Annotated in this window: 25 protein-coding genes; 16 read left to right on the top strand and 9 right to left on the bottom strand. The window is 67.1% G+C overall.

What is annotated here, in order from left to right:
• Positions 1-20: 20 nt before the first annotated feature.
• Complete coding sequence (locus ACYVN4_RS36330; protein ID WP_460727914.1) at positions 21-389, bottom strand: DUF1844 domain-containing protein; 369 nt, start codon at positions 387-389, stop codon at positions 21-23.
• A gap of 356 nt (positions 390-745) precedes the next feature.
• Here ACYVN4_RS36330 and infC point away from each other — a divergent pair, with 356 nt between their 5' ends.
• The 5 genes from infC to ACYVN4_RS36305 all read left to right on the top strand — a co-directional run bounded on the left by infC (position 746) and on the right by ACYVN4_RS36305 (position 4,694).
• The gene (infC, locus tag ACYVN4_RS36325; RefSeq protein WP_460727912.1) at positions 746-1,465 is read left to right on the top strand and encodes a translation initiation factor IF-3; all 720 of its coding nucleotides are present in this window, start codon (positions 746-748) and stop codon (positions 1,463-1,465) included.
• A 62-nt stretch (positions 1,466-1,527) separates the two neighbouring features.
• Positions 1,528-1,722, top strand: coding sequence for a 50S ribosomal protein L35 (gene rpmI / locus ACYVN4_RS36320; protein ID WP_379365688.1), 195 nt, complete (start codon positions 1,528-1,530; stop codon positions 1,720-1,722).
• A gap of 113 nt (positions 1,723-1,835) precedes the next feature.
• On the top strand, positions 1,836-2,216 hold the full coding sequence (rplT, locus tag ACYVN4_RS36315; protein ID WP_040807291.1) for a 50S ribosomal protein L20: 381 nt from the start codon (positions 1,836-1,838) through the stop codon (positions 2,214-2,216).
• A gap of 107 nt (positions 2,217-2,323) precedes the next feature.
• Entirely contained in the window at positions 2,324-3,127 is an 804-nt protein-coding gene (locus ACYVN4_RS36310; RefSeq protein ID WP_379365686.1) for a TrmH family RNA methyltransferase, read from the top strand.
• A 52-nt stretch (positions 3,128-3,179) separates the two neighbouring features.
• Positions 3,180-4,694, top strand: coding sequence for an APC family permease (locus tag ACYVN4_RS36305; protein WP_460727238.1), 1,515 nt, complete (start codon positions 3,180-3,182; stop codon positions 4,692-4,694).
• Positions 4,695-4,696: 2 nt separating this feature from the next.
• Here ACYVN4_RS36305 and ACYVN4_RS36300 read toward each other — a convergent pair whose 3' ends face one another.
• Positions 4,697-5,266: a TetR/AcrR family transcriptional regulator gene (locus ACYVN4_RS36300; RefSeq protein WP_460727236.1), complete on the bottom strand. Its 570-nt coding sequence runs from the start codon at positions 5,264-5,266 to the stop codon at positions 4,697-4,699.
• Between the two features lie 103 nt (positions 5,267-5,369).
• Here ACYVN4_RS36300 and ACYVN4_RS36295 point away from each other — a divergent pair, with 103 nt between their 5' ends.
• Complete coding sequence (locus ACYVN4_RS36295) at positions 5,370-6,824, top strand: MFS transporter (protein ID WP_460727234.1); 1,455 nt, start codon at positions 5,370-5,372, stop codon at positions 6,822-6,824.
• A 68-nt stretch (positions 6,825-6,892) separates the two neighbouring features.
• On the opposite strand, the gene lipB is transcribed toward ACYVN4_RS36295, so the two are convergent.
• A complete protein-coding gene (gene lipB, locus ACYVN4_RS36290; protein ID WP_460727232.1) occupies positions 6,893-7,555 on the bottom strand; it encodes a lipoyl(octanoyl) transferase LipB in 663 nt (220 codons plus the stop codon).
• A 178-nt stretch (positions 7,556-7,733) separates the two neighbouring features.
• On the opposite strand from lipB, the gene pheS reads away from it, so the two are divergent.
• Positions 7,734-8,792, top strand: a complete 1,059-nt coding sequence (gene pheS, locus ACYVN4_RS36285; protein WP_460727230.1) for a phenylalanine--tRNA ligase subunit alpha — start codon at positions 7,734-7,736, stop codon at positions 8,790-8,792.
• Positions 8,793-8,825: 33 nt separating this feature from the next.
• A complete protein-coding gene (pheT, locus tag ACYVN4_RS36280; protein WP_460727228.1) occupies positions 8,826-11,327 on the top strand; it encodes a phenylalanine--tRNA ligase subunit beta in 2,502 nt (833 codons plus the stop codon).
• 71 nt (positions 11,328-11,398) lie between these two features.
• Here the strand turns inward: pheT and ACYVN4_RS36275 are convergent, their stop codons facing one another.
• Positions 11,399-11,959 carry a TetR/AcrR family transcriptional regulator gene (locus ACYVN4_RS36275; protein ID WP_460727226.1) on the bottom strand — a complete coding sequence of 187 codons (561 nt, stop codon included), beginning with the start codon at positions 11,957-11,959 and terminating at the stop codon, positions 11,399-11,401.
• 88 nt (positions 11,960-12,047) lie between these two features.
• Between ACYVN4_RS36275 and ACYVN4_RS36270 the strand changes: the two genes are divergently transcribed.
• A complete protein-coding gene (locus ACYVN4_RS36270) occupies positions 12,048-12,761 on the top strand; it encodes an SDR family NAD(P)-dependent oxidoreductase (RefSeq protein ID WP_460727224.1) in 714 nt (237 codons plus the stop codon).
• A 398-nt stretch (positions 12,762-13,159) separates the two neighbouring features.
• Here ACYVN4_RS36270 and ACYVN4_RS36265 read toward each other — a convergent pair whose 3' ends face one another.
• On the bottom strand, positions 13,160-14,614 hold the full coding sequence (locus ACYVN4_RS36265) for an HNH endonuclease signature motif containing protein (RefSeq protein WP_460727222.1): 1,455 nt from the start codon (positions 14,612-14,614) through the stop codon (positions 13,160-13,162).
• 102 nt (positions 14,615-14,716) lie between these two features.
• Between ACYVN4_RS36265 and ACYVN4_RS36260 the strand changes: the two genes are divergently transcribed.
• Both ACYVN4_RS36260 and ACYVN4_RS36255 read left to right on the top strand, forming a co-directional pair.
• Positions 14,717-16,042: an MFS transporter gene (locus tag ACYVN4_RS36260; RefSeq protein ID WP_460727910.1), complete on the top strand. Its 1,326-nt coding sequence runs from the start codon at positions 14,717-14,719 to the stop codon at positions 16,040-16,042.
• Positions 16,043-16,051: 9 nt separating this feature from the next.
• Positions 16,052-16,837: an alpha/beta hydrolase gene (locus ACYVN4_RS36255; RefSeq protein ID WP_460727220.1), complete on the top strand. Its 786-nt coding sequence runs from the start codon at positions 16,052-16,054 to the stop codon at positions 16,835-16,837.
• On the opposite strand, the gene rho is transcribed toward ACYVN4_RS36255, so the two are convergent.
• The gene (rho, locus tag ACYVN4_RS36250; RefSeq protein ID WP_460727218.1) at positions 16,824-17,993 is read right to left on the bottom strand and encodes a transcription termination factor Rho; all 1,170 of its coding nucleotides are present in this window, start codon (positions 17,991-17,993) and stop codon (positions 16,824-16,826) included. The two genes, ACYVN4_RS36255 and rho, sit on opposite strands and share 14 nt — an antisense overlap.
• Before the next feature lie 288 nt (positions 17,994-18,281).
• Between rho and ACYVN4_RS36245 the strand changes: the two genes are divergently transcribed.
• The 3 genes from ACYVN4_RS36245 (at position 18,282) to ACYVN4_RS36235 (ending at position 20,386) form a co-directional block, all read left to right on the top strand.
• Positions 18,282-18,791 (top strand): PspA/IM30 family protein, encoded by a 510-nt coding sequence (locus tag ACYVN4_RS36245; RefSeq protein WP_460727216.1) that lies wholly within the window; start codon positions 18,282-18,284, stop codon positions 18,789-18,791.
• Positions 18,792-18,829: 38 nt separating this feature from the next.
• Positions 18,830-19,861 carry a hypothetical protein gene (locus ACYVN4_RS36240; protein ID WP_460727214.1) on the top strand — a complete coding sequence of 344 codons (1,032 nt, stop codon included), beginning with the start codon at positions 18,830-18,832 and terminating at the stop codon, positions 19,859-19,861.
• Positions 19,862-19,963: 102 nt separating this feature from the next.
• Complete coding sequence (locus ACYVN4_RS36235; protein WP_460727212.1) at positions 19,964-20,386, top strand: hypothetical protein; 423 nt, start codon at positions 19,964-19,966, stop codon at positions 20,384-20,386.
• On the opposite strand, the gene ACYVN4_RS36230 is transcribed toward ACYVN4_RS36235, so the two are convergent.
• The 3 genes from ACYVN4_RS36230 to ACYVN4_RS36220 are packed head-to-tail and all read right to left on the bottom strand — an operon-like array spanning position 20,383 to position 22,584.
• Positions 20,383-20,787, bottom strand: a complete 405-nt coding sequence (locus tag ACYVN4_RS36230; protein ID WP_379367232.1) for a RidA family protein — start codon at positions 20,785-20,787, stop codon at positions 20,383-20,385. The genes ACYVN4_RS36235 and ACYVN4_RS36230 overlap by 4 nt on opposite strands.
• Before the next feature lie 10 nt (positions 20,788-20,797).
• Entirely contained in the window at positions 20,798-21,553 is a 756-nt protein-coding gene (locus ACYVN4_RS36225; protein WP_460727210.1) for an IclR family transcriptional regulator, read from the bottom strand.
• On the bottom strand, positions 21,550-22,584 hold the full coding sequence (locus ACYVN4_RS36220; protein ID WP_460727208.1) for a sugar kinase: 1,035 nt from the start codon (positions 22,582-22,584) through the stop codon (positions 21,550-21,552). The genes ACYVN4_RS36225 and ACYVN4_RS36220 overlap by 4 nt, the downstream gene beginning before the upstream one ends.
• 105 nt (positions 22,585-22,689) lie before the next feature.
• Here ACYVN4_RS36220 and ACYVN4_RS36215 point away from each other — a divergent pair, with 105 nt between their 5' ends.
• Entirely contained in the window at positions 22,690-24,042 is a 1,353-nt protein-coding gene (locus ACYVN4_RS36215; RefSeq protein ID WP_460727206.1) for a type III PLP-dependent enzyme domain-containing protein, read from the top strand.
• A 10-nt stretch (positions 24,043-24,052) separates the two neighbouring features.
• Positions 24,053-25,669, top strand: a complete 1,617-nt coding sequence (locus ACYVN4_RS36210) for an N-acyl-D-amino-acid deacylase family protein (protein ID WP_460727204.1) — start codon at positions 24,053-24,055, stop codon at positions 25,667-25,669.
• Positions 25,670-25,759 lie beyond the last annotated feature (90 nt).

Below are 25,759 nucleotides of genomic sequence, written 5' to 3'. Positions count from 1 at the left end.
CGGGGGCGGAATCAGACGGGTCAGTAGACCGGGCCGGTGTACTTCTCGCCCGGGCCCGAGCCGGGGGCGTCGGGGTATTCGGAGGATTCGCGGAAGGCTCGCTGGAGGGATTGCAGGCCGTCGCGGATGGGGCCGGCGTGGGGGCCGAGGTATTCGACGGAGGCGGTGACGAGGCCGGCGAGGGCGGTGATGACGCGGCGGGCCTCGTCGAGGTCGAGGTGGGGGCTCGACGACGGGTCGGGTTCGCCGAGGCCGAGCTTTTCGGCGGCCGAGCTCATGAGCATGACGGCGGCGCGGCTGATGACCTCTACCGCGGGGATGTCGGCCAGTTCGCGGACGACCTCGCCATCGATGAGGGCGGCGTCCGATAGGGTCGCGTCGTCGTTCATGGTTGCCTCGCTCATGGCGTAGAGCATCCCATCGCGCGGGTCGCCGCTGGTCGCGGGGGCCGCCGATTCGGAGCCTGCGGCTATGAGTGTTAGACTCTTCCGCGACGACCGTCCTGGACTGGTTACTGCAACCGACACGGGACATCAAGTGGAGCCCGACTCCCACCGTCAACCAGCGGTTCCAGATGGAGCACAGCAAGGTTCGACGGTCCGGTCGCCCATCATTTACGTGATGGGTTCTGCATGTGGGTTTTTCCTGCGTGTAGGTCGATGCAGCTTGTTTGCGTCGAAGATCGGTCGACTCGGGCCCCGTGGTGGTGAAATACCAACACGGGGCTTTCGTGTTGAAATTGGGGTTGCAGTTATTGCTTGCGGTCGTTGACGAACCGCTTGACCTAGGAGGCCCCATCAGCACTGAGACCCGCATCAACGATCGCATCCGCGTTCCCGAGGTCCGACTCATCGGACCCGGCGGCGAGCAGGTTGGGATCGTGCGTGTTGAAGATGCACTACGCGTCGCTCAGGAAGCTGACCTCGACCTGGTCGAGGTCGCACCGGACGCACGCCCGCCGGTGTGCAAGATCATGGACTACGGCAAGTTCAAGTACGAGACCGCGCAGAAGGCGCGTGAGTCCCGGAAGAACCAGGTCCAGACCGTGATCAAGGAGCAGAAGCTCCGACCGAAGATCGATGACCACGACTACGCGACCAAGCGCGGCCACGTGATGCGCTTCCTCGAGGCCGGGTCGAAGGTCAAGGTCACCATCATGTTCCGTGGTCGCGAGCAGTCGCGTCCGGAACTCGGTTTCCGGCTCTTGCAGCGACTGGCCGCCGATGTCGCCGATCTCGGTTTCGTCGAAACTTCGGCCAAGCAGGACGGCCGGAACATGACCATGGTCCTCGCTCCCCACAAGGGTGCGAAGACGCGGGTGAAGGCCCAGAACGACGCGAGCTCGTCGCAGCAGCGCACCAGTGCGCCCGCGCCGGCTCCGGCCGAAGCTCCGGTCGCCGAGGTTGCCGTGGCTCCGGCCGCAGCACCGGTTGCCGAAGCTCCGGCGGCCGCCCCGCAGCAGTAATAACGACAAGCACCGGCGGCAGGGTCACCCCTGCCTCCGGTATGAGACAGATTGAGGAATCCATGCCGAAGATGAAGAAGCACAGTGGTGCCTCGAAGCGATTCAAGGTGTCCGGCTCGGGCAAGCTGCTGCGTCAGCAGGCGAACCGTCGCCACCTGCTCGAGCACAAGCCTTCCACCCGGACTCGTCGTCTGGACGGCGTGGAGGTCGTCGCCAAGGCGGACGTCGCTCGCGTCAAGAAGCTGCTCGGTCTCTGAGCTAGCAGCATTCGCGATCCGTTCGCGGAACGCCTGAACCGACACCAACCTCCGGGCGCAGAAACCGGATCCACGCGAGGATCCAGCGCCCCCAAACGATCAAGGACTGAAAAGTGGCACGCGTCAAAAGGGCTGTGAACGCTCAGAAGAAGCGCCGTTCCGTTCTCGAGGCCTCGAAGGGCTACCGCGGTCAGCGGTCGCGCCTGTACCGCAAGGCCAAGGAACAGCAGCTGCACTCGCTCACCTACGCCTACCGGGACCGCCGGGCGCGGAAGGGTGACTTCCGTCAGCTGTGGATCACTCGTATCAACGCCGCCGCGCGTCTGAACGACATGACCTACAACCGCTTCATGCAGGGCCTCAAGGCCGCCGGCATCGAGGTTGACCGCAAGATCCTGGCCGAGCTCGCCGTCTCCGACGCCGAGGCCTTCGCCCAGCTGGTCGCCGCCGCCAAGGCCGCCCTCCCGGCCGACGTCAACGCCCCGGCCGCCTGATTCGGTCTGCGTGACAAAGCAATACTCGAACGACCCGTGGACGTGCTCTCCGAGCACCACCCGCGGGTCGTTCGGCATTTTCCGACCGGCACGAGGAACAGGTGGTCATGAGCGCTGACGTCATCGACTGGCGCAATTCCCGGATCGTTGCGGCCGTCAAGCTGCATCGCAGTCCGGTGCGGCGCAAAACCGGGCTGTTCCTCGCCGAGGGCGCGAATTCGGTGGGAGCCGCGCTCGATACGGACCGTGTCGAGGAGCTGTTCTACTCCTCCAGGGCGGCCGAGCGCGAGCACGCGCTGGTCGCGGGCGCGGCCGCGCAGGGGGTGCGGACCACGCTGGTCAGCGATCGGGCGGCGGAAATGCTCGGGGAGACGGTGACGCCGCCGGGGCTGATCGCGGTGTGCCGCCACGTGGATGTTCCGCTGCGCGAGGTCCTCGACTCCGGGCCGCGCATGCTGGCCGTGCCCGTCGAGATCGCGGATCCGGGCAATGCGGGCACGCTCATCCGAGTGGCCGACGCCGTCGGCGCGGACGGCGTCGTGCTGGCCGGTGATTCGGTCGACCCGCACAACGGCAAATGCGTACGCGCCTGCGCGGGAAGCCTTTTCCATGTGCCGGTGGCGCGCTCCCGAGACATCGACGCGACCCTGGACGCGCTGGAAGCGGCGGGCATCGCGATCCTCGCCACCACCGCCAAGGGCGAGGTCGATCTGGATGATGCCGACGAGATCCTGAGCGGCCCGGTCGCTTGGCTGTTCGGCAACGAGGCGCACGGCCTGGACAAAGCCATCGCCGCCCGCGCCACCCACCGCATCCGGATCCCCATCCACGGCCGCGCCGAAAGCCTGAATCTGGCTGCTGCGGCGGCCATTTGCCTCTACGCGAGTTCGCGGGTCCAGCACTCGAAGTGACCGAGCCGGGCCGATTCGGTGTGCTGTTGATTTGCCCGTATTCTTTCGTGACGTGACATCGCCCAGCACTCTGCGGTCCGGTGCGCTGTCCCTGGTCTCCAGTGTGGTGATCGGGGTGGCGTCGGCGGGGCCGGCGTACAGCATTACCGCCACGCTCGGATTGGTCGTGGTGGCCGTCGGGGCGCAGTCGCCGATCATCGTGCTGCTGGCGTTCGTGCCGATGCTGCTGGTGGCCATCGGATACCGGGATCTCAATGCGGTGGAACCGGATCCGGGTACCACGTTCGTGTGGGCGACGCGCGCGTTCGGTCCGTTCACCGGGTGGATGGCGGGGTGGGCCATCGTGGTGTCGGATCTGTTGGTGATGGCGAGCCTGGCGCAGATCAGCTCGCAGTACACCTTCCACCTGTTCGGTGCGCACGGCATCGGAGCGGACGGGACCAGCATCTGGGTGCTGTTGCTGGGTATTGCCTATCTGATTCTCATGACCATCGTCGCGGTGCGCGGCATCGATGTGTCGGCGCGGCTGCAGTCGGTGCTGCTGAGCGTGGAATTCGGCATGCTGGTGGTGTTCTCGGCGGTCGCATTGGGGCGGGTGCTGCTCGGGAACGGGCCGGCCGGGTCGAGCCTGCCGAGTTGGGAGTGGTTCAACCCCTTCGCCATCGGCTCGTTCTCCGACTTCGTGACCGCGCTGCTACTGATGGTGTTCATCTACTGGGGCTGGGACTCGGCCGTGTCGGTGAACCAGGAGACGGTGGATCCGCGGCACACGCCGGGACGCTCCGCGGTGCTGTCCACGATTACCTTGGTGGCGCTGTATCTGCTGGTGACCGTGGCCGCGCAGGCGTTCGCGGGGACCGGCAAAGACGGTATGGGCCTGGCCAATCCGGATCACGTCGACGATGTGCTCGGCGCGCTCGGGCGGGCCGTGTTCGGTGACAGCTGGATCGGTACGGCGGCGGTGTATCTGCTGTTCGGCATGGTGCTCACCTCGGCCGCGGCCTCCACCCAGACCACGATTCTGCCGACCGCGCGCACCACGTATTCGATGGCGCTGCATCACGCGCTGCCCGCGGCGTTCGGCCGCATCGATCCGCGCTTCCGTACCCCGGTGTTCTCGACCTGGGTATTCGGCGGAGTCTCGGTGGCGCTGTACGTGGGCTTGAACTTCGCTTCCGGCGGCCGTCTGATCGCCGAGGCGGTGACGGCCATCGGCATCTCCATCGGCGTGTACTACGGGCTCACCGGCCTCAGCTGCGCGTGGCTGTACCGGCACGAATTCGCGGGCAACCCAAGGGCTCTCGTGATCAAGGGCATCCTGCCGACGCTGGGCGGGCTGGCGCTGCTTTTCGCGGCGGGCTGGACCGCGGTGACCTCGTGGTTCAGCGCGGTCTTCGTGCTCGGTGTGGGCACCCTCCTGATCGGTATCCCGATCTATCTGACGCTGGCCCGCCGCATGCCGCCGTTCTTCCGCGGCGAGGTACTGGCGCGGCGGCTACCCGAGCCGACCGAGGACATCATCGAGGCCGATGCCGAGTCGGAGCCGGAAGTGCCCGCGCGCAGCTGAATTCAGTATTCCTCGCCGCGAATGTCGGCGAGGAGTTCGTCGGCCCAGGGTGGTCGGATGGCATCGGGCCCGACCAGCCGCATGACCGTGAGGTCGATGAGCAGCATGCCCTTACCCATGAAGCCGCGCAGCGCCTCGGGGTTCGCTTCGGTGAGCTCGCGCAGTAGTAGATAGATCTTGCCGAAGCGCTCGCGAATGCAGTCGCCGATGGCGGGTTCGGAGGCGGCCGCCATGCCTTGCAGGAAGACGCGCGGCAGATCGGGTTCCACCAGGAAGTCGACGAAGCTCGGACCCAGCAGGTCCAGGCGCTGTTCGGGGGTCGTGTCGGGGGTGAACTGCTCGGCGGCATTGCGGAAGATGTCCTCGATGCGATCGCAGACGCGGCTCAGCACGGCCAGAAACAGCTGCTGCTTGGTGCCGAACAACCGGATCACGTACGGCTGCGAGACGCCCGCGCGGCGTGCGATGTCATCGGTCTTGGTTGCGGCGTAACCGGATTCGGCGAAGGCGGCGACGGCCGCGAGCAGCACCTCTTCGCTGCGTTCACCTGCGGTCATCCGGGTCCTGGTCATCCTCCGACCTCCTCGTCAGCGGGGGATTCGTGCTTGCCATTGACATGTTATCAGTCGATGCATACTCTTCTAGTTATCAGTCGATTACAACAAGGACTTGGACATGACTGAAACACTCGAAACCTCGACTCTCACCGACAAAGTCGTCGACGGTGCCCGTCAGCGTCCGCTGGCCGCGATCCTCGCTGCGATCGGCATTCCGACGTTCATGGTCACGCTCGACAACCTGGTCGTGACCAACGCTCTCCCGGTGATCCGCACCGAGCTGCACGCCTCGCTGTCGGATCTGCAGTGGTTCGTCAACGCCTACACCCTCGCCTTCGCCTCGCTGCTGCTCACCGCGGCCGCACTCGGTGACCGGCTGGGTCGGCGGCGGCTGTACCTGGCCGGGATCGCCCTGTTCACCCTCGGCTCGGCGGCCTGCGCGCTGGCCACCGAACCGTGGATGCTCATCGCCGCCCGTGCGGCACAAGGCTTCGGTGGGGCGGCAGTGATGCCGCTGTCGCTGACACTGTTGTCGGCGGCCGTGCCGGAGAAGATGCGCAGCGCCGCCATCGGTATCTGGGGCGGTATTTCCGGGCTCGGCGTCGCGCTCGGACCGGTGGTCGGCGGTGCCGTCGTGGAGGGCATCAACTGGCAGTGGATCTTCTGGATCAACGTGCCGATCGGCATCTTCGCGGTCCCGTTCGCGGCCCGCGTCCTCAACGAATCTTTCGGTGGCGCACGGAAATTGGATCTCGTCGGCCTGGTGCTGTCGGCCGGTGGCGTGCTCGCGGTGGTGTGGGGCGTCATCCACGGCGCCGGTGACGGCTGGACCTCGGCCAAGGTGCTGACCGGCCTGATCGGTGGCGCGATCCTGCTGCTGGTGTTCGTGCTCTGGGAGCGCCGGGTCGCCGACCCGATGCTGCCGCTGCGCCTGTTCGCCCGCCGCGGCTACGTCATCAACGTGGTGACGCTGACCTTCTCACTGGGCGTGTTCGGCTCGATCTTCCTGCTCGCCCAGTACTTCCAGGTGGTGCAAGGCTATTCGCCGCTGGCCGCCGGCGTCCGCACCCTGCCGTGGACCATGGCCCCCATGGTCGTCGCCCCGCTCTCCGGTCTGATCGTCGACCGCGTCGGCGCCCGCACCCTCATCGGTGTCGGCCAGGTGCTGCTGTCGATCGCCCTGTTCTGGATGGCGCTGGCAACCGGCGTCCACTCCGACTACAGCTCCTTCGTGCTCCCGTTCATCCTCGGCGGCATCGGCATGGGCCTGACCTTCGCCCCCACCGCCACCGCGGTCATGGCCCGCACGGCCCCGGCCGATCAGGGCATGGCCTCGGGCGCCAACAACACCATCCGCGAGGTCGGCGTCGCCCTGGGTGTCGCAGTCCTGGCCTCGGTCTTCGCCTCCCGCGGCTCTTACATGACGCCGCAGGACTACGTCGACGGCCTCATCCCCGCGGTCAAGGTCGGCGCAGCCGTGGTCGCGGTCGGCGCCCTGTTCTCGCTCCTGCTTCCCGGCCGCAAGGCCACGGCGGACAGCCTCGCCGACGGCATCCTGGTCGCCCCTCACTGAGCGAGAGGTACGAAAAGCCCCGTGCCCCTTCCGGATTGATCCGGCAGGGGCACGGGGCTTTCCGGTGTTCAGGCGATCGTCGGTGTGGCTTCGAAGGCTTTCGCGACCGTGGTGACCACCTCGGCCATGGCGGGAGCGGGTTTGCCGTCGAGTTCGCGTTCGAGCGAGGTCATATCGACATCGGGCAGGCCGCAGGCGACGGCGAGCTTCCACGGCGACAGATCACCGGTGACGTTGAGGGCGAAGCCGTGGGTCGACACATTGCGCCCCACGCGCATGCCGATCGAGGTGATCTTGCGGCCGGTGTCGCGGGTCCAGACGCCGGTCAGGAGTTCGGAGCCGGGCGGGGTGACGCGGCGTTCGGCCGGGATGCCGAAATCGGCCAGCGCGTTGACGATTCGGTTCTCCACGTCGCGGATGAGGTCGACGACGCCTTCGCCGGGTTGCAGGCGGACGATCAGGTAGCCGACCAGCTGTCCGGGGCCGTGGAAAGTGAGTTGGCCGCCGCGGTTGGTGGTGAACACCGGGATGTCGGTGTCGGGGGCGGGGAGGTGGGCCTCGGGGGTGCGGCGGCCGATGGTGAAGGTTTGTTCGTGGGTGAGCAGCCACAGGGTGTCGGGGCGCTCGTCGGCGACGCGTTGCTCCCACATCTCCTGCATGCGGGCCATCGCCGACCCGTATTCGGTGAGGTGGTCGGTGTCGTCGATGAGGGTCAGCGGCCGGGACTTCACGGTTCATTCGTACCACCGCCGTGGCCTCCGCCACACCGGCAGGGCGGGCCGGAGCTGGGGAAATCCAGGTGAGGTGGGCTGATTACAAGGATTACGATGCCACCAGCAAGAATGGGTGGGCCGATCCTGGCAAACAGACCCGCCGACTCGTAACCAGTATGGGGAGTGACGAACCATCGTGGCCGATGACAACAGTGCCGAGCAGAACGCTGCGCTGAGCGAGGAATCGCTCTCCGCCGCCGCGGAAGCTGCTGAGAAGGCGTTCGCCTCGGCCGCCACCCTGGACGAGCTGGCGGCCGCCAAGACCGAGTACATGGGCGGCAAGTCGCCGATCTCGCTGGCGCAGCGTTCGCTGGGCACCCTCGCCAAGGAAGAGAAGGCCGAGGCCGGTAAGCGCGTGAACGTAGCGCGCGGCCGGGTGTCGAGCGCCTTCGAAACCCGCCAGGCCGAACTGCTCGCCGAGCGCGATGCGGCGGTCCTGGTCGCGGAGACCATCGACGTCACCCTGCCCGCCCGCCGCCACGCCGCCGGTGCGCGACACCCGATCTCGGTGCTGTCGGAGCGCGTCGCGGACGTGTTCGTGGCCATGGGCTGGGAGGTCGCCGAGGGCCCCGAGGTCGAGACCGAGCACTTCAACTTCGACGCCCTGAACTTCCTGCCGGACCATCCCGCCCGCACCATGCAGGACACCTTCCACATCGCGCCGGAGGGTTCGCGGCAGGTGCTGCGCACGCACACCTCCCCGGTTCAGGTGCGCTCCATGCTGTCTCGCGAACTGCCGATCTACGTGGTGTGCCCGGGCCGCACGTTCCGCACCGACGAGCTGGACGCCACCCACACCCCGGTGTTCTCGCAGATCGAGGGCCTGGCCATCGACAAGGGCCTGACCATGGCGCACCTCAAGGGCACCCTGGACGGTTTCGCGCGGGCGCTGTTCGGCCCGAACACGACTACCCGTATGCGCCCCAGCTTCTTCCCCTTCACCGAACCGTCCGCCGAGGTGGACGTGTGGTTCGAGGACAAGAAGGGCGGCCCCGGCTGGGTCGAGTGGGGCGGCTGCGGCATGGTGAACCCGAAGGTGCTCATCGCCAGCGGTATCGACCCGGCGGTGTACAGCGGCTTCGCGTTCGGCATGGGTCTGGAGCGGACCCTGCAGTTCCGCAACGGCCTGCCGGATATGCGCGACATCGTCGAGGGCGATGTGCGCTTCACGGTGCCGTTCGGCATCCAGTCCTGACCTGACCCCCGATACAAGGAAGCGAAACGTCAAGTGCGAGTAGCGCAGTCCTGGCTGACAGACATCCTGCAGCGGACCACCCCCGGGTGGTCGGTGACGGCCGAGGAACTCGACGCGGGGTTCGTCCGGGTCGGTCTGGAAGTCGAAGAGGTCGATCCGCTCGAGGCCATCGGCGGTGACATCGAGCACCCGCTGGTCGTCGGCCGGGTCGCCGAGATCACCGAGCTGACCGAGTTCAAGAAGCCGATCCGCTTCTGCAAGGTCGACGTCGGCAATCCGGAACTGCAGGAGATCGTCTGCGGCGCACGGAACTTCGCCGTCGGTGACCTGGTCGTCGTGGTGCTGCCGGGCGGTGTGCTGCCCGGCGGTTTCCAGATCGCGTCGCGGAAGACCTACGGGCACACCAGCAACGGCATGATCTGCTCGGTCGCCGAGCTGGGCATCGGCAAGGACCACAGCGGCATCCTGGTGCTGGAGCCGGGTACGGCCGAGCCGGGTGCGGACGCCAATGAGCTGCTGGGCCTGGGCGATACGGTCATCGAACTGGCCATCACACCCGACCGCGGGTACGCCTTCTCTGCGCGTGGCCTGGCCCGCGAACTGGCCTGCGGCTTCGACCTGGAGTTCGGCGATCCGGCCGTGCGGCTGCTGCCGGACGACGAGGCCGAAGCCTGGTCGGTGAAGCTCGAACCCGAGTCGCTGTGCACGCGTTTCGCGGTGCGCCGGGTGACCGGGATCGACCCGAAGGCCATGAGCCCGTGGTGGTTGCAGCGTCGCCTGCTGCTGTCGGGTGTCCGCCCGATCTCCCCGGCTGTCGACGTCACCAACTACGTGATGCTCGAGCTCGGCCAGCCGCTGCACGCCTTCGACGCCGCCAAGGTGCAGGGCGGTTTCGTGGTGCGCCGCGCGAACAAGGGCGAAACCCTGCGTACCCTCGACGAAACCGAGCGCACCCTCGACGCCGAGGACGTGGTGATCGCCGACAACAGCGGCGTCATCTCGCTGGCCGGCATCATGGGCGGCGCGAGCACGGAGGTGTCCGACGCCTCCACCGACATCCTGCTCGAGGCCGCCACCTGGAACCCGGTGGCCGTGGCGCGCACCGCCCGCCGCCACAAGCTCGGTTCCGAGGCCAGCCGCCGTTTCGAGCGGGTCGTGGATCCCGAGCTGAACATCGCCGCCCTGGATCGCGCCGCCACCCTGCTGGCCGAGATCGCCGGTGGCACGGTCGAATCCGTGCTGACCGACGTCCGCGTGCCGACCCCCGCCGTGCAGCCGATCGCCATGAACATCGACCTGGCCGACCGCACCGCGGGCGTCCACTACGCGCCGGGCGCGGCCACCCGCCGCCTGCAGCAGGTGGGCTGCTCGATCGAGGTGGGCGTCAGCGAGGCCGGGCACGGTCAGCTGGTGGTCACCCCGCCGAGTTGGCGGCCCGACCTGACTCAGCCCGCCGACCTGGTCGAGGAGGTGCTGCGCCTGGAGGGTCTGGACAAGATCCCGTCGGTGCTGCCCACCGCGCCCGCCGGTCGCGGCCTGACCGCCGAGCAGCGTCGCCGCCGCGCGGTGAGCAAGGCGCTCGCGTTCGAGGGTTGCGTCGAGGTGCCCGCCCCGGTCTTCATGCCCGGCGGCGTCTTCGACACCTGGGGCCTGGCCGCCGACGACGCGCGTCGCAAGACACTGCGCGTGCTCAACCCGCTCGATGTCGAGCGCGCCGAGCTGTCGTCGACGTTGCTGCCCGGCCTGTTCGAGATCGCCGCCCGCAATATCTCCCGCGGCGAGCGCGATCTCGCGATCTACGGCATCGGCCAGGTCACCCTGCCGACCGACTCGACCGTGGCCGTCCAGCCGCTGCCCGTCGACCGCCGTCCCACCGAGGCCGAGATCGATGTGCTGCTGAAGTCGCTGCCGCTGCAGCCGATTCACATCGGCGCGGTCCTCACCGGCAAGCGCGAGCCGCGCGGTCCGTGGGGCGCGGGTCGTGCGGTCGAGGCGAGCGACGCGTTCGCCCTGGTGGACGCGATCGCCGAGGCCGCCGGTCTGGTGATCGAACGCCGTGCCGCACAGCACCTTCCGTGGCATCCCGGCCGTTGCGCCGAGCTGCTCGTGGACGGTGTGGTCGTCGGCCACGCCGGCGAACTGCATCCCGCGGTGCTGGAGCGCTCGGGCCTGCCCCCGCGCACCTGTGCCGTCGAGCTCGATCTGGATGCGCTCCCGGTCCGTGAAGTCCGGCCCACCCCGGTGATTTCCGCGTTCCCGGCGGTGCTGCAGGACGTTTCGTTGAGCGTCGAGAAGTCGGTCCCCGCGACCGCCGTGGAGGCCGCTCTCAGCACCGGTGCGGGCGAACTGCTCGAAACCATCTCGCTGTTCGATGTCTACGAGGGCGCGCAGGCCGGTGAGGGCCGCAAGTCCCTCACCTACGCACTGCGTTTCCGTGCGGTCGACCGCACCTTGACCGAGGACGAGGCGAGCGCGGCTCGCGATGCGGCCGTGGCCAAGGCGGCCGAGGCCGTGGGAGCCGTGTTGCGCGGCTGAGTTTTTCGGCTCTGTCGAAGGCGGGCTCCGATCTTGGATCGGGGCCCGCCTTTGTCGTATCCGGGCGAATGTCAGTCGACCGGACGGGGTTTCAGCCCGTCGAGGACGAGCATCATGGCGCGCTGCCATGCCTCGGTGCCGGCGTTCTCGCCGAGCAGGGCCAGTGCCCACATGAGGTTGGCAATGTCGGCGTCGGCGGCGTCCGCGCGCAACTGACCGGAGCGGCGGGCGCGGTCGGTGATGGCGGCGATGTGAGTCATGCCTCGGGCACATGTCTGTTCCAGGGCTGCTGCAGCGGCATTGTCACCGGTGAAGGCTTCCAGCAGGGCGCGGTCGGCCGTGAAGCGTCCGACCATATCCTCGAGGAATCCGGTGAGGCCGGACCAGGGGTCGGGATTGGCCAACGCCTTGGCGGCGACGTCGTCGAGAGCGGTGATGTGCGGGGTCAGCAAGGCTTCGACGAGATCCGCGCGCGTGGGGAAGTGCTTGTACAGCGTTCCGATGCTGACCCCCGCGCGGCGAGCGATCTCCTCGAGCGAGCCGTTGAGCCCACGGGTGGCCAGCACATCGGCGGCTTCCGCGAGCAGGCGCTCCCGGTTGCGGACGCCGTCGCGGCGCATCGGCTTGGTCATGGCTCCCATCATAACTAAGTCGAGGGCTCCCTCATTTTAGTGCTACCGTGGCGAAGGTGAGGACCCCCTCGATTTAAGGAGAAGGCTTGTGACCAGCACACGTACCGCCGTGATCATCGGAGTCGGGCCAGGCTTGGGCATGTCGATGGCCCACCGATTCGGTAGGGAAGGGTTCCGGGTCGCGCTCATCTCGCGCAGCGCGACGCGGCATGGCGACTACCTCGCGGAGTTGGCAGCGAACGGCATCGACGCGCATGCCTATACGGCGGACGTCACCGACGCGGAGCGCCTACGCAGCGTTCTGGACGAAATCGCCGCTGCGGGCGATATCGAACTCGTCTACTACGGACCCATGCCCACCATGACCCGTGCTGCACCGATCACCGAAATGGATGTGGCCGCAGCACAATCCGTGTTCGAGTGGGTGTGGCCCGCGGTCAATGCCGTCGATTCGGTGTTGCCCGGCATGCGTGATCGGGGGAGTGGCGGCATCCTGATCGCCGGTGGATTGTCGAGCGTGCGGCCGATGCCCATGCTGGGGGCGATGGCGCTATCGTCCGCGGCTCTGCGGAACTATGCGGTCACGTTGAATGCCGGTCTGGCTGAAACCGGAGTTTACGCAGGGACACTCACGATCGGCGGGCTGATCGAGCGGGGGGATCTGCATGTGATGGCAAGTGCGAACACTGCCGTATTCGGTGAAATCGAGGGCCGCACTTTGGATCCCGATGTGCTCGCGGAGGCCGCGTGGGAGATGTATCGGGTTCGAGATCGGGCCGAGATGGTGTTCGAAAAGATCTAAAGAAGAAAAGACAAAAGCGGCCAGGAGGAGGAGATAGGAGGTGGCTGGGTTGGGTTGGCCGGGTGGCGGTACCAGCTGCCTCACCGTCCGGGAGGCTCGTCGTCTCGGGGTTCTTCGTCGAGTGGCACATCCTGGAGGACAAATCGCCCACAGCCCTCCAGGATGTGCCACTCGACGGTGAGGAGGGTGGGGTGGAGGGGGAGGGAGGCCGGTTGGGGGTCTTTTGTCGTTGTTGTGTTGTTTTGGTTTGTCTTTGAAGGTGATGCGTGCGGTCCGTGGGCTGGGATCGGCGGGTGCGGCTCCCGGCTCGGCGTCAGCCCAGGCGCGGTAGGGCAGGCGGCGTGCCCCCACTTCGTCGTTTGCCCTGCGCACGCCCGGGACGCACGAGCGGCCCGGGTTCAGGCCGCGCGGGAACCCCACTCCCGGCAGCGTGCGGCGATGCTAGTGGCGACCAGCGGCCCGACGTGATGTTTGTCGTTGACGCGCACCGTGCCCGAGGGATCGATCATTGTGGGCGCGATCCAGCCCACGCGGCCGCGATGGGGTGAATCCTTGCCGAGCATCACGGTTTTCCAACCCTGGGGGCTGTCGTTGACGAGTGCGTGGTGGTGATCGCACACCAAGGTCAAGTTGGTGAGATCGGTAGGCCCGTTCTTGGCCCAATCATTCACGTGGTGCACCGCGCACATCGATGGTGGCGCATCGCAATCCGGATGCGTGCAGCCTTTGTCGCGGGCAACCAGTGCGATGCGCTGTCCGGGGGTGGCGAGGCGGGGGCCGCGCCCGAGGTAGAGCGGGATGCCGTCGGTGTCGAGGACGGCGATGTAGGGCTTGGTTCCGGCGGCCATCTTGAGTGCTTCGTTGATGGAGACGTGCCCGCCGGTGGCGGTGGTGGCGATGCCGGTGCCGCGCTCCATGTCGGCGACGTCGATGGTGAACAGCACACCGACGGGCAGGCCACGGTGGGTGCCGAGCTTGGCGAAGTCGACTCCGGGCTGCAGCAGGGCGAGCAGGGCGTCGTGGTTGCGCTGCCCCACATCGCGGCGATCGCGACGCGCAGCCGCTTCGAGCACGGTCGATTCGATGACCGCGCCAGTGGCGGCAGGGCTTTCGGGATCTTCGATATTGCACATGCCAGGGCGCGCGAACTTGGCCAGCGCCGCATCCATGCACGCACGCAGTTCCGGGGTGAGCCAGCCTTCGATCCAGCTCATGCCGTCCACGCCGGGACGGCCCAGCACGATGCCGCGACGGCGGCGACGGTCGGCGTCGTTGAAGACGGTGCCGTCGGGGTCGACGCGGGCCATGATCTCGCGGCCGATCTTGGGCAGGTCGTCGGGAAACAGACCCGCACAAGACTTCTCGACCAACAAGGCCTCGGCCTCCGCGCGTGCTCCGGTGGCAATGTCGGAGGGCAGATGGGTCATGATGTCGACGATGTTGCGGGCATGATCACGCGAGATATCGCCCGCTTCAAGGGCTTCGGCGGTCGCCTCCAGCGCGGCCGGGCGGAGGTGTCCGGTCGGTTCGGTGAACTCCCCGCACTGGCGGGTGATCTTCACCCGCACCGACGCATCATGCGCCGACAAGCCCAGCGTGTGGCGCAGGAACGGAATCAGCTTGCCCGCACCGGAAGTCTCGGGCAGCGAACGATCCGACGCCTCGACGATCAGCTTCGAATCCAACGCCGACAGCTTGCGCTTGCAGGTCTCCAGCTGCTGCATCAACGCCACCACATCGGCGTCGGCGAACTGGTTCATCGAAGCGTGAGCGAGGGTTTCCGTCAGGGAGTCCACCGCGGCCGCCAGTCCGGCGATGCCGCAGTTGTCGAGTGTCACTCCCTTCGAATCCATGTTCTAATTCTACCGCTCACATGATCACTGTGGAAGCCGAATTACGTTGTGATATAAGCACTTTCAGAATTTCTGGTGTTTCTAAAAGCTCTGCGGGTGGGTATGAAGCAGAATGCCCGGGTGGAGTCTGTTGATGTGTCTCGTACAACCCTGCGCAAGGTGACCGTTCGGTTGGTCCCTTTCCTCGGCCTGTTGTACTTCGTCAATTACCTGGACCGGGTCAACATCGGATTCGCCGGGCCCAATGGAATGAAGTCCGCTCTCGGCCTGAGTGAAACAGCATTCGGATTCGCCTCGGGCATCTTCTTTCTGGGCTATCTGGTCCTAGAAGTCCCGAGTAACCTCGCGCTGCACCGGTTCGGCGCGCGCCGGTGGATCGCGCGAATCCTGGTGACCTGGGGCGTGATCGCGTCGGCCATGGCATTCGTACCGAACGGCACCACGCTGATCGTGCTGCGATTCCTGCTCGGCGTCGCGGAGGCGGGATTCTTCCCGGGCATTCTGCTTTATCTGACGTACTGGTTCCCACAGCGCCACCGCGCGCGGATAGTCGCGCTGTTCATGACGGCCGTGCCGATCTCCACCGCGCTGGGTGCAACTCTGTCGAGTCTCCTATTGCAGTGGGGCGACGGCGTTTTCGGGCTCAGCGGCTGGCGCTTCATGTTCCTGGTGGAGGGTGTGCCGTCGCTCGTGCTGGCGGTTGTCACCTGGTTCTATCTCACCGATAGCCCCGAGCAGGCGACCTGGCTGGAACCGGCCGAACGGCAGTGGCTGGCAGCGGAACTCGCCGCCGAGGATGAGCAGCGATCAGCCGAGGAGCGCTGGACCGTGCGGAAGGCGTTGACGCATCCGCGGATTCTCGGTCTCGCCCTGGTCTACGGCGGCATCGTGTACGGCCTGTACGCACTCGGCTTCTTCCTGCCGACCATCATCAACGGTTTCCAACAGCAGTACGGTACGCACTATTCGGTGATCCAACGCGGCCTGATCAACGCGGTGCCGTACGTGATCGGCGCGGTGGTGATGGTCTGGTGGAGCCGCCACGGCGACCGCACCGGTGAGCGGGTGTGGCATGTGGCGTTGCCCGCGCTGGTCGGCGGCCTGGCGATTCCGGTGACCCTCTACCTGGGTAATCCGTTCAGCGCCATGGTCGCGGTCACCGTCTGCGCGGTCGGAGTCCTCGCGGCCCTGCCGACATTCTGGGCCCTGCCGAGCACCTTCCTGTCCGGTGCCGCCGCAGCGGGCGGAATCGCCCTGATCAATTCGATCGGCAATATCAGTGGATTCGCCGCGCCCTATGTGACGGGCTGGCTGAAGGACTGGACGGGCACACAGAAGGCCGGTTTGTGGGTGGTCGGGGCCTGCATGGTCGGGTCGGCGGTCGGTGCTTTAGCCATGCGGCGGGGGATTCGGGAGCGGGTGGGGTAAGAAAGGACTATGTGGCATCCGGCTGACCCGATTCTGAATGCGCTGACCTATCAGCCGGGCGATCGGTCGATCGTGGCCACGCCCGAGATGTTCGGGGTCGCCTACCAGGATCTGTCGCTGACCACCTCGGACGGCGAGAGCGTGAACGCGTGGTTCGTGCGGGCCAATGGGGAACCGCTGGGGCACATCCTGTTCGCGCACGGGAACGGCGGGAATATCGGTGACCGCTCGCCGATGCTGGCCATGCTGGCGGCGGTCGGATTCGACGTGCTGGTTTTCGACTACCGCGGATACGGTCGCAGCTCCGGCCGGACCAGTGAGCAGGGCACCTACCGGGATGTTCGGGCGGCGCGTGACGCGCTGCTCGCGCAGCCGGGGGTGGATCCGAACCGGGTGCTGTACCTGGGCAAGTCGCTCGGCGGCGGCGTGATGCTGGAGCTGGCGACCGCGTTCCCACCTGCCGCTTTGCTGCTCATGTCGACCTTCACCGGGCTGCGCGACGCGGCGGTCGCGGTGTATCCGATGCTGCCGAAGGTGTTCGTGCCCAACGCGTATCCGAGCCTGCGGCGGATTCGGCGGCTGCGGTGTCCGCTGCTGATCATGCACGGCGACAATGACGAGCTACTGCCGGTGGCGATGGGGCGGGAATTGTTCGCGGCCGCACCGGAACCCAAGGAGTTGGTGATCTATCCGGGTGGGATGCACAACGATCTCATCGGGTTCCCGGGTTGGGCGGAGACCGTGGCCAAATGGGCTGCGGGCGTATTGCCGCCCAAGCGGCTCACTTCCGGGTGATGTTGAGCAGGAACTCGGCATTGCTGCCGGTCTTGCGCAGGCCGTCGAGCAGCAGGTCGAGGGCGCGCTGATCATCCATGTCGGCCAGGGTGCGGCGGAGCAGGTTCACGGCCTGGCGCTCGGCCGGGTCGAAGAGCAGATCGTCGCGGCGGGTACTGGACTTCGAGATGTCCACGGCGGGATAGATGTGCCGCCCGGCCAGGCCACGGTCGAGCTTGAGCTCGGCATTGCCGGTGCCCTTGTACTCCTCGAAGATGACGGTGTCGGCGAGCGAACCGGTTTCGACGAGCGCACTGGCGATCACGGTCAGTGAACCGCCGTCCTCGAAGTTGCGGGCTGCGCCCAGGAAACGCTTCGGCGGCAGTAGAGCCTGGGAATCCATTCCGCCGGAAAGGATTCGGCCCGAGGCGTGGCCGGTCATGTTGTAGGCGCGGGCGAGCCGGGTCAGCGAGTCGAGCAGCACGACGACGTCGCGGCCCTCCTCGGCCAGGCGCTGCGCGCGTTCGATGGCCAGTTCGGCCAGCGCGGTCTGCTCGGCGGGGGAGTGGTCGAAGGTGGCGGCGATGACCTCGGCCGGCACCCCACGCGAGAGGTCGGTGACCTCTTCAGGACGTTCGCCGACCAGCACCAGCATGAGGTGCACCTCGGGATGGTTGGCCGCGATACCGCGTGCGATCGCTTGCAGCACAGAGGTTTTACCCGCCTTCGGCGGTGCCACGACCAACGCGCGCTGGCCCTTGCCGATCGGCATGATCAGATCGGTGACGCGGGCGGTGAGCTTGTTGGGCTCGGTTTCCAGGCGCAGGCGCTCATTGGGGTGAATGGGGGTCAGGTCCTGGAACTTCGGGCGCTTCGGCAGGTCGGCGACCGGATGGCCGTTTACGGTATCGACGCGGACCAGGGGAGCGTGCTTGCCACTCTTGGGATTCGGGTCCGCCAGACCGGTGACGAGGTCGCCGCGGCGTAGGTCGTGCAGGCGGATCAGGCGGGGCGGGACATGGATGTCACGGGGACCGGGCAGGTAGCCGCTGGTACGCAGCACCGCTGTTTGGCCGTGCATATCCAGGAGTCCCGTTGCGGGCGACAGAGTTTGGATGTGTTCGAGTTCTCGGGCCGCTGCGGGTTGAACGCGCGGCGTGGGATCGATGGTTGTCATGATGGGTTCTCCTAAAGAGAGATTCTGGTGACTTGTGCACCGGGAGTGAATGTTTGGGGTGGCCGGAAGCGGCCGAGGGCGGTGGTGAAACCGCCGGTGAATCCGAGCGGGTATGCGGGCCGATACGGCGTTACCGCGGAACCGTGCTCGGGAGGGAGGCTGTGCCAGAGGTAGTAAACCGCGTGGGAGGGACTTGCTCGACCTACGTCCACGGGATTGCGACGCCCCTACCGTACGCCGCTTCCGACTGTCCGCGCAATGCCGGCCCGAATGCGTAGCCTGGAACGCATGAGCGATGCCAAGGAACTTGTGGCCTTGTTGGCGCAGCTGCCGGACGCCGAATTGGCCGCCGTGGTGGAGGCTGCCACCGACGGACGGGCAGGTCTGGCCGCCTTGCACGCGGTGGCGCAGTCGCTGGCGGCGACCCTCGGTCATGCCCCGGATGTGATCGATGTGACTCCTGACACGCTGCCGGTCGACAGCTATTCGCAGTCTGAGACGGTCGACGCATTGGAGCAGGTGGGAGCCGGTCCGGTGATCACGCCGATACCGGTACCGCCTGCGGGTATCCCTACCGGGCCGGAGATCGGCGGGTATACGAACACCGGTGTCCCTACTTTCGAGTCAGTTCGCGATAAGGTCGAGCAGCGCTACGGCACATCGCAGGGGATGGGCGAACTCGATCGTCAGACACCGATGGGTCGCAGCGTCGACGAACAGTGGGAAGCGCGGGCCAAGGCCGCGCGGGAACGTCTGGATCAGATTCGAAAATCGATGCACGGCAACGATTCCGAGTGATTCCGGACGGTCCGCCTCGAACTTGATTGGGTGGAACCTTGACCGAACCGCGCGAAATCGCCGAGAAGCTGCTGGATCTGCAGGTCGACTTCATTGTCGCCGAGGTCAGTGGTGACCGCTTCGCCGAAGTGATCGCCCGCGACGTGAAAGACGTGGTCGGTGTCGCAGACACCATCATCTTCCGCGACGTGGTCGAGATCGACCAGGCCAAGCAGACCGTCGCCAATGTGATCAACTTGATCGGCGGCAGCCCCGTGCTGGGCGAAATGGTCCCCGCGGTGGCCGGTCACCTGTACCAGGACATCGCCGGGAACAACGACTACACCCTCGGTGACGTCGTCGATCGCGAGCCGGTGGAACAGCTGCTGGAGAAGATCTTCGGCATGCACCAGGCCCAGGAACGCATCCTGGAACGGCTCACCGAGAGCCCCCTGATCGCGACCGTGGCCGCCAAGTTCGTGGACAAGCTGGTCGACGATTTCATGGAGACCAACAAGCAGATCGCGGGAAAGATTCCCGGCGTCGGCTCGCTGGTCTCGATGGGCACCAATGCCGCCAAGTCCGCGCGCAAGGCCGCCGAGAAGGCGGGCGGCAGCTTCATCGGCGAAATGGCCGGTAAGGGTGCGCAATTCGCGCTCAAGCGGACCAACAACGCCATCCGTGAGATGCTGCGGGACGCGCCCGTGCACGACGCCGCCATGGAATTCTGGGACCTGCACGCCGGTGAGCCGGTCAGCGGCCTCAAGGAATACCTGTCCCAGCAGGATCTGATCGATCTCGCGGTGATCATCCACCGGATCGCGGTGACGACCCGCAACAAGGAATATGTCGGCGTGCTGGTGGACCAGGGCGTCGAGGTCTTCTTCGAGAAGTATGGCGACCACACCCTCGCCGGCCTGCTGCCCGAGCTCGGGCTGTCCGAGGACGTCCTCGCCGAGGAGATCCTGCGCTACGGCCCGGCCGTGGTGGAGGCCGCCAAGCGTAATGGCGTGCTGGCCAAGCTGATTCGCCAGCGGCTGGAGCCGTTCTTCCTGTCCGAGCCGGTGCTCGCGGTGCTGGCCGGGAAGTAGCCCGAAACCTGAAACAGGGCCACCCGCTCGAACTGCGGGTGGCCCTGTTTCATTCCCTGCGGGGAATCGCTGCGCGCCTCGAATCCGCGCAGACTCATCGGCATGACGAACATCGACGAACTTGCCGATCGCTACCTCGCTCAATGGAACGAATCCGATCCGGCGTTGCGCCGCAAGCTGATTCAGGAATTGTGGGCCGAGGACGGCGCGCAGATCCTGGTGGATCCGCCGGAGGATATGCGAGATGCCGCGACCCGCATCAGCTTTCCGATTCCGCCGTTGGAAGTGCGCGGACATCACGCTCTGGAACGCCGCGTGGCGCGGGCCTACGAGATGTTCGTGGAATCGGGCGAGACCCGGTTCGTTCAGCGCGGGGAGGTGACGGTGCTGCTGAAGCAGGTCATCGCCTTCAGTTGGTCCATGGTGACCACCGACGGGACCGTGGTCGGCGGTGGGATGGACGTCCTCGCGCTGGACGAGGACGGTCGCATCCGCACCGACCATCAGCACATCGGGATCGACTAGTCGACGATGGCGATGCCGTCGATCTCGACGAGCATCTCTTCACGCGGCAGGCCGGTGAAAACCGTTGTGCGGCTGGGGAGGACCTCGCCGGTGGTGTGCTCGTTCACGAACTTGCCGTACGCCTCGTTCATGATGGCGAAGTCCTCGCGCTTGGTGAGGTAGACGCGCAGCATCACCACGTCGTCGAAGCTCGCCCCGCCCGCCTCGACGATGGCCTTCACGTTCTCCAGGGTCCGGATGGTCTGGGCCGCAACGTCTCCCGGGTAGAGGTACTCGCTGGTCGCCGGGTCGACGGGGCCCTGACCGGAGACCTGGAGGAACGGTCCCTTGCGCACGCCCTGGGAGAAGGTGTGCGCGGGGGCGGGGGCATTGTCGGTGCGGATGGCGATCTTCTGGCTCATGGTCGGCCTTTCACTTCTCGGGGCTCGGACTCCAGCCGAGCTCGGTGGATACGGCCTCGGCGGTGTCGCGCACGCGCGGCAGCAGTCCGAGGACCTGGTCGTGGTCGAGCAGCATGTCCGGCACCGACACCGACAGCGCGGCGACGGTCGCGCCGGTGCCGTCGTGGATCGGGACGGCCACGCAGTTGATGAAGCTCTCGTGCTCCTCGTGGTCCTCGGCAAAGCCTTGGGCCGCAACGAGTTCGAGTTCCCGCAGGTACTGCTCCGGGGTGCGGATGGTCTTGTCGGTGTAGGCGCGATAGTCGAGGCCCGCGGCGATGGCGGCCCACTGCGTCCGAGGCAGCGCCGACACCAGCACCTTGCCGACGGCCGTGCAGTGCAGCGCAGCCGGGCGGCCGATGCGCGAGTACATGCGCACGCTGTGGGTGGCGTCGAGCTTGTCGATGTAGACGGCCTCGCCGGATTCGTAGGTGGCCAGGTGCACGGTCTGCCCGGTGTCGGCGTTCAGCGCGGCCAGGTGCGGGCGCGCGATCGTGCGCACGTCGCGGCCCTCCAAGGACCGGTTGGCCAGTTCGAACAGCCTGGTCCCGAGCCGATACCGGTGTTCGCTGTCGTGGGTGACGAAGCGGTCGGCCTCCATGGTCTGCAGCAGCCGCAGCACGGTGGACTTGTGCACGCCGAGCCGAGTCGCCAACTGGTCCAGGGATTTCGGCTCCTCACCCAGTTCGACGAGGAGGGTAAGTGCGCGCTGGAGACTCTGACTCATGAGGCCACATTCTCGGGGAGAAGCAGGCCCGGGCGGTAATGCAGGGCCGCCCACTCGGACGGGGTTGCCGCGGCCAGGGATTCGAGCGCGGACAACGGGGGCAGTTCGGCGATGTCACCGGTGCCGGTGAGCGCGGCGGCCGCGCACAGGTGGCCGAAGCGCAGCAACTGCTCGTGGGGGCGGCCGTGCAGCAACGCGGCGAGATAACCGCCCGCGAAAGCGTCACCGGCGCCGATACGTTCGGTCACCTCCAGCGTGAGTGCCGGGACCTCCAGGCGGTCCGCGCCGAGGAACCCGGTCACGGAATGCTTGTCGTTCTTGACGATCAGATGCCGAGGCTGCGGGAAGGCGGCGCGTAGACGGTCGGCGTCGCCGATGCCGAAGACCTCCTCGGCCTCGTCCGCGCCCAGGAAGACCACGTCGCTGCCGGCGATGTGGCGGGCCAGGATGTCGGCGGCGGACTCGTCGCGCCGGGCCCACAGGGCGGGACGGTAATTGAGATCGAAGCTGATCAACCGACCGCGGCGGGGGAGTGCGACCAAGGCATCGGTGAGCTCGGTCGCCGAAGGCGACAGCGCGGTGGTGATGCCGGTGAAGTGGACCAGTTCGGCGTGCTCGAGCAGGGTGCCCGCGGCGCTCAGATCCGCCGGTGACAGCGCGCTCGCTGCGGAACCGGTGCGGTAGTACAGCATTCGGCTGGCCCCGGCCGCCAGGTCGTGTTGGCGATCCGAGCCGCTGCCGCGTTCCTTCACGTACACCGCGGTCGGCCGGGTCTCGTCGACGGTGACGGCGGAGGTGTTCACGCCGCGCTCGGTGAGATGCCGGACCAGATACCGGCCGAAGCCGTCATCCCCGACCCGCGACAGCCATCCGGTCGGCACACCCAGCTGACTCAGCACGCACGCGACATTCGCTTCCGCGCCGCCCGCGCCCCGCTCGAAGGCGGGGGAGTCCTCGAGCGGCCCGGGTGCCGCGATGAGCACCGCGAGACCCTCGCCGACGGTGACGGCCCGGGCAGTCGGCTGGATCACACCAATCTCCTTCGAATGGTTGCGGCTTTCGGACATTACGTGCAGACTAACCACCAGAAACACGATGTGCAACAAGCGTTGCAAATTATGCAATGGCTTGGAGCTATGACCGGAAGGAGCGTCGTGGCCGCCGACAACGTCGTCGCAGCCCCCAGCGAGGGAGTTCAGGATCTGGTGCTGGGTCCGCAGCACAAATCGCTGCCGCCCGCGGCATGGGGACTGACCGTGCGTGATTATCTGGCCACCGCCCCGCACCTGGACGAGCTCCAGACGCCCGTGCTGACCATGGACCGCTCCGCGCTCGACGCCAACCGTGCGGTCATGGCGGACTGGGCTCGCGCCGCCGGCGTGCAGCTGGCTCCCCACGGCAAGACCTCCATGTCCCCGCAGCTGTGGAAAGAGCAGCTGGACGCCGGATCCTGGGGCATCACCCTCGCCACCGGCTGGCAGGTGCAGATCGGCCGCTCGCTCGGCCTGAATCGCATCATGCTCGCCAACGCGCTGCTGGATCCCGCCGGATTACGTTGGGCCGCAGCCGAAATAGCCGCCGACCCGAACTTCGAGCTCTACAGCTGGGTCGACGGCGTCGACTCGGTGCGTGAGATGGAACGCCACCTGGAGTCCGCGCCCGACAGCGTGCGACTGAACGTCATCGTGGAACTCGGTGGCCCGCACGGCCGCACCGGCGCACGCGGTCTGGCCGCCGCCCACGAGGTCGCCGACGCGGTCGACAAGTCCCCGCGCCTACGCCTGGCCGGAGTCGGCGGCTACGAGGGCGCTCTCGCCCACGACCGCACCCCCGAAGGTCTTGCCGCCGTTCGGCATTACCTCGACGAGATCGCGATCCTGCACCAAGAACTCGCGTCCGCCGGACGCTACGACGAGTTCACCGGCCCTGCCGGACGTCCGGCGATCGTGACCGCGGGCGGTAGCGCCTACCCCGACCTGGTGGTGGAGCGGCTGGCCGGACTTGCGGATGAGAGTGGCGGACACGGGGTTCCGACGGCCGTGGTGTTGCGGTCCGGGGCGTATCTGGTTCATGACGACGGCTTCTATTCCGGTATCTCCCCGCTGGCTGCCGGGCGCTCCGAGCGTCCGTTGCGGTCGGCCATGCACGGATGGGCACGGTGTGTGTCCCGCCCGGAAACGGAACTCGCGCTGCTCGATGCAGGTAAGCGTGATCTTCCGTTCGATGAGGGGTTGCCGGTCCCGCAGCGAATGGCGGGACCGGCAAGCACAGCGCTGCCGGTGCATGCGAACGTGTCGGCGCTGAACGATCAGCACACCTTCCTGCGGTTGCCCGGCGGTTCGGCGGCCGATGTGCCGGTGGGAAGCGTGGTGCGGCTGGGGCTTTCGCATCCGTGCACCGCGTTCGACAAGTGGCGGCTGATTCCGGTGATCGACGATGCCGGGGCCGAGCGGCCGCGGGTCGTGGACTTCCTGCTCACCTATTTCTGAGCGGGATATCATGGCCGACTTACTGATTCGCGATATCGATGTGATCGACGGCAGCGGAGCCGAACGGTTCCGTGCCGATGTGGTGGTCGACGGCGGGCGCATCGTGGAGATCGCCGCACCGGGGACGGTGGCCGGGGCGGACCGGATTCTCGACGAGGGCGAGAACCTGGTGCTGGCACCGGGATTCATCGACATGCACGCCCATTCCGATCTGCATCTGCTGACGCATCCGGAGCATTTTCCGAAGCTGAGCCAGGGCATCACCACCGAGGTGATCGGGCAGGATGGGCTGTCCTATGCGCCCATCGACGATGCCGCGCTGGCTATCGTGCGCCGCCAGATCGCCGGGTGGAACGGCAATCCCGCCGACCTCGACTTCGATTGGCGCACCGTCGCGCAGTACCTGGACCGCCTCGACGCCTCCGGGATCACCCCGAACGCCGCCTACCTGGTGCCGCAGGGCACGCTGCGGCTGATGGTTGTCGGCACCGAGAAGCGGGCCGCGACCTCGGCGGAGATCCAGCACATGCGGCTGATCCTGCGCCAGGCCCTGACCGAGGGCGCGGTGGGTATGTCCAGCGGGCTCACCTACACGCCCGGAATGTACGCCGACACTTCGGAACTCGCGTCGCTGTGCGAGGTGGTCGCCGAGTTCGGCGGCTTCTACGCCCCGCACACCCGCTCCTACGGGGCGGGGGCGCTGGACGCCTACGCCGAGATGATCGAGCTGGCCCGCCGCACCGGCGTAGCCCTGCACCTCACCCACGCCACCATGAACTTCGGCGAGAATCGCGGGCGTGCACCGGAATTCCTCGCCCTGATCGACGCGGCCCTGGCCGACGGCTGCGACATCACCCTCGACACCTATCCGTACCTGCCCGGTTCCACCACGCTCTCGGCGCTGCTGCCCAGTTGGGCGATGAGCGGCGGTCCGGATGCCGCGCTCGCGCGGCTCACCGACCCCGATGCGCGGGCGCGAATCATCGAGGACGTCAACGTCAATGGCTCCGACGGCTGCCACGGCGTCACCGTGGAATGGGAGACCATCCAGATCAGCGGCGTCGCCAACCCCGACCTCGAGCAGTACGTCGGCCGCACCGTCGCCGAGATCTCGGCCACCGAGAACCGGCCCTCGGTCGAGGTGTTCTTCGACCTGCTGACCCGAGATCAGTTGGCCACCAGCATCCTTCAGCACGTCGGCCACGAGGAGAACGTGCGCGCCATCATGCGCCACTCCCGCCATATGGGCGGCACCGACGGCCTCCTCGCCCCCGCCCGCCCCCACCCCCGCGCCTGGGGCACCTTCCCCCGCTACCTCGGCCACTACACCCGCGAACTCGGCATCCTCGACCTCGAGGACTGCGTCCACCACTGCACCGGCCGCCCCGCCGAGCGTCTGCGCCTACCCGACCGCGGCCTGATCCGCCCCGGCTACGCCGCCGACCTGATCCTGTTCGACCCGGCCACGGTGATCGACACCGCGACCTTCGAGGAGCCGAAGCAACAGGCGCACGGCATCCCGTATGTCCTCGTCAACGGCGAATTCGCCCTGGACGCAGGCAAACCCACCGGCCATCGCGCCGGACGCGCCCTCCGAATGGACCCGGCGACGGGGCAGACCCGATGACTGCGAACGACCCGCCTGCGGGCCGGGCAAAAGGAGTCTCAATGATGCTGTCAAGCCGCTCGGGCGGTTGTGGTCGGCTTAGTGGGCTCC

This window comes from Nocardia heshunensis, assembly GCF_054782115.1.
The sequence above is the reverse complement of the archived record's forward strand: the minus strand, read 5'-3'. Positions and strand labels throughout refer to the sequence as shown.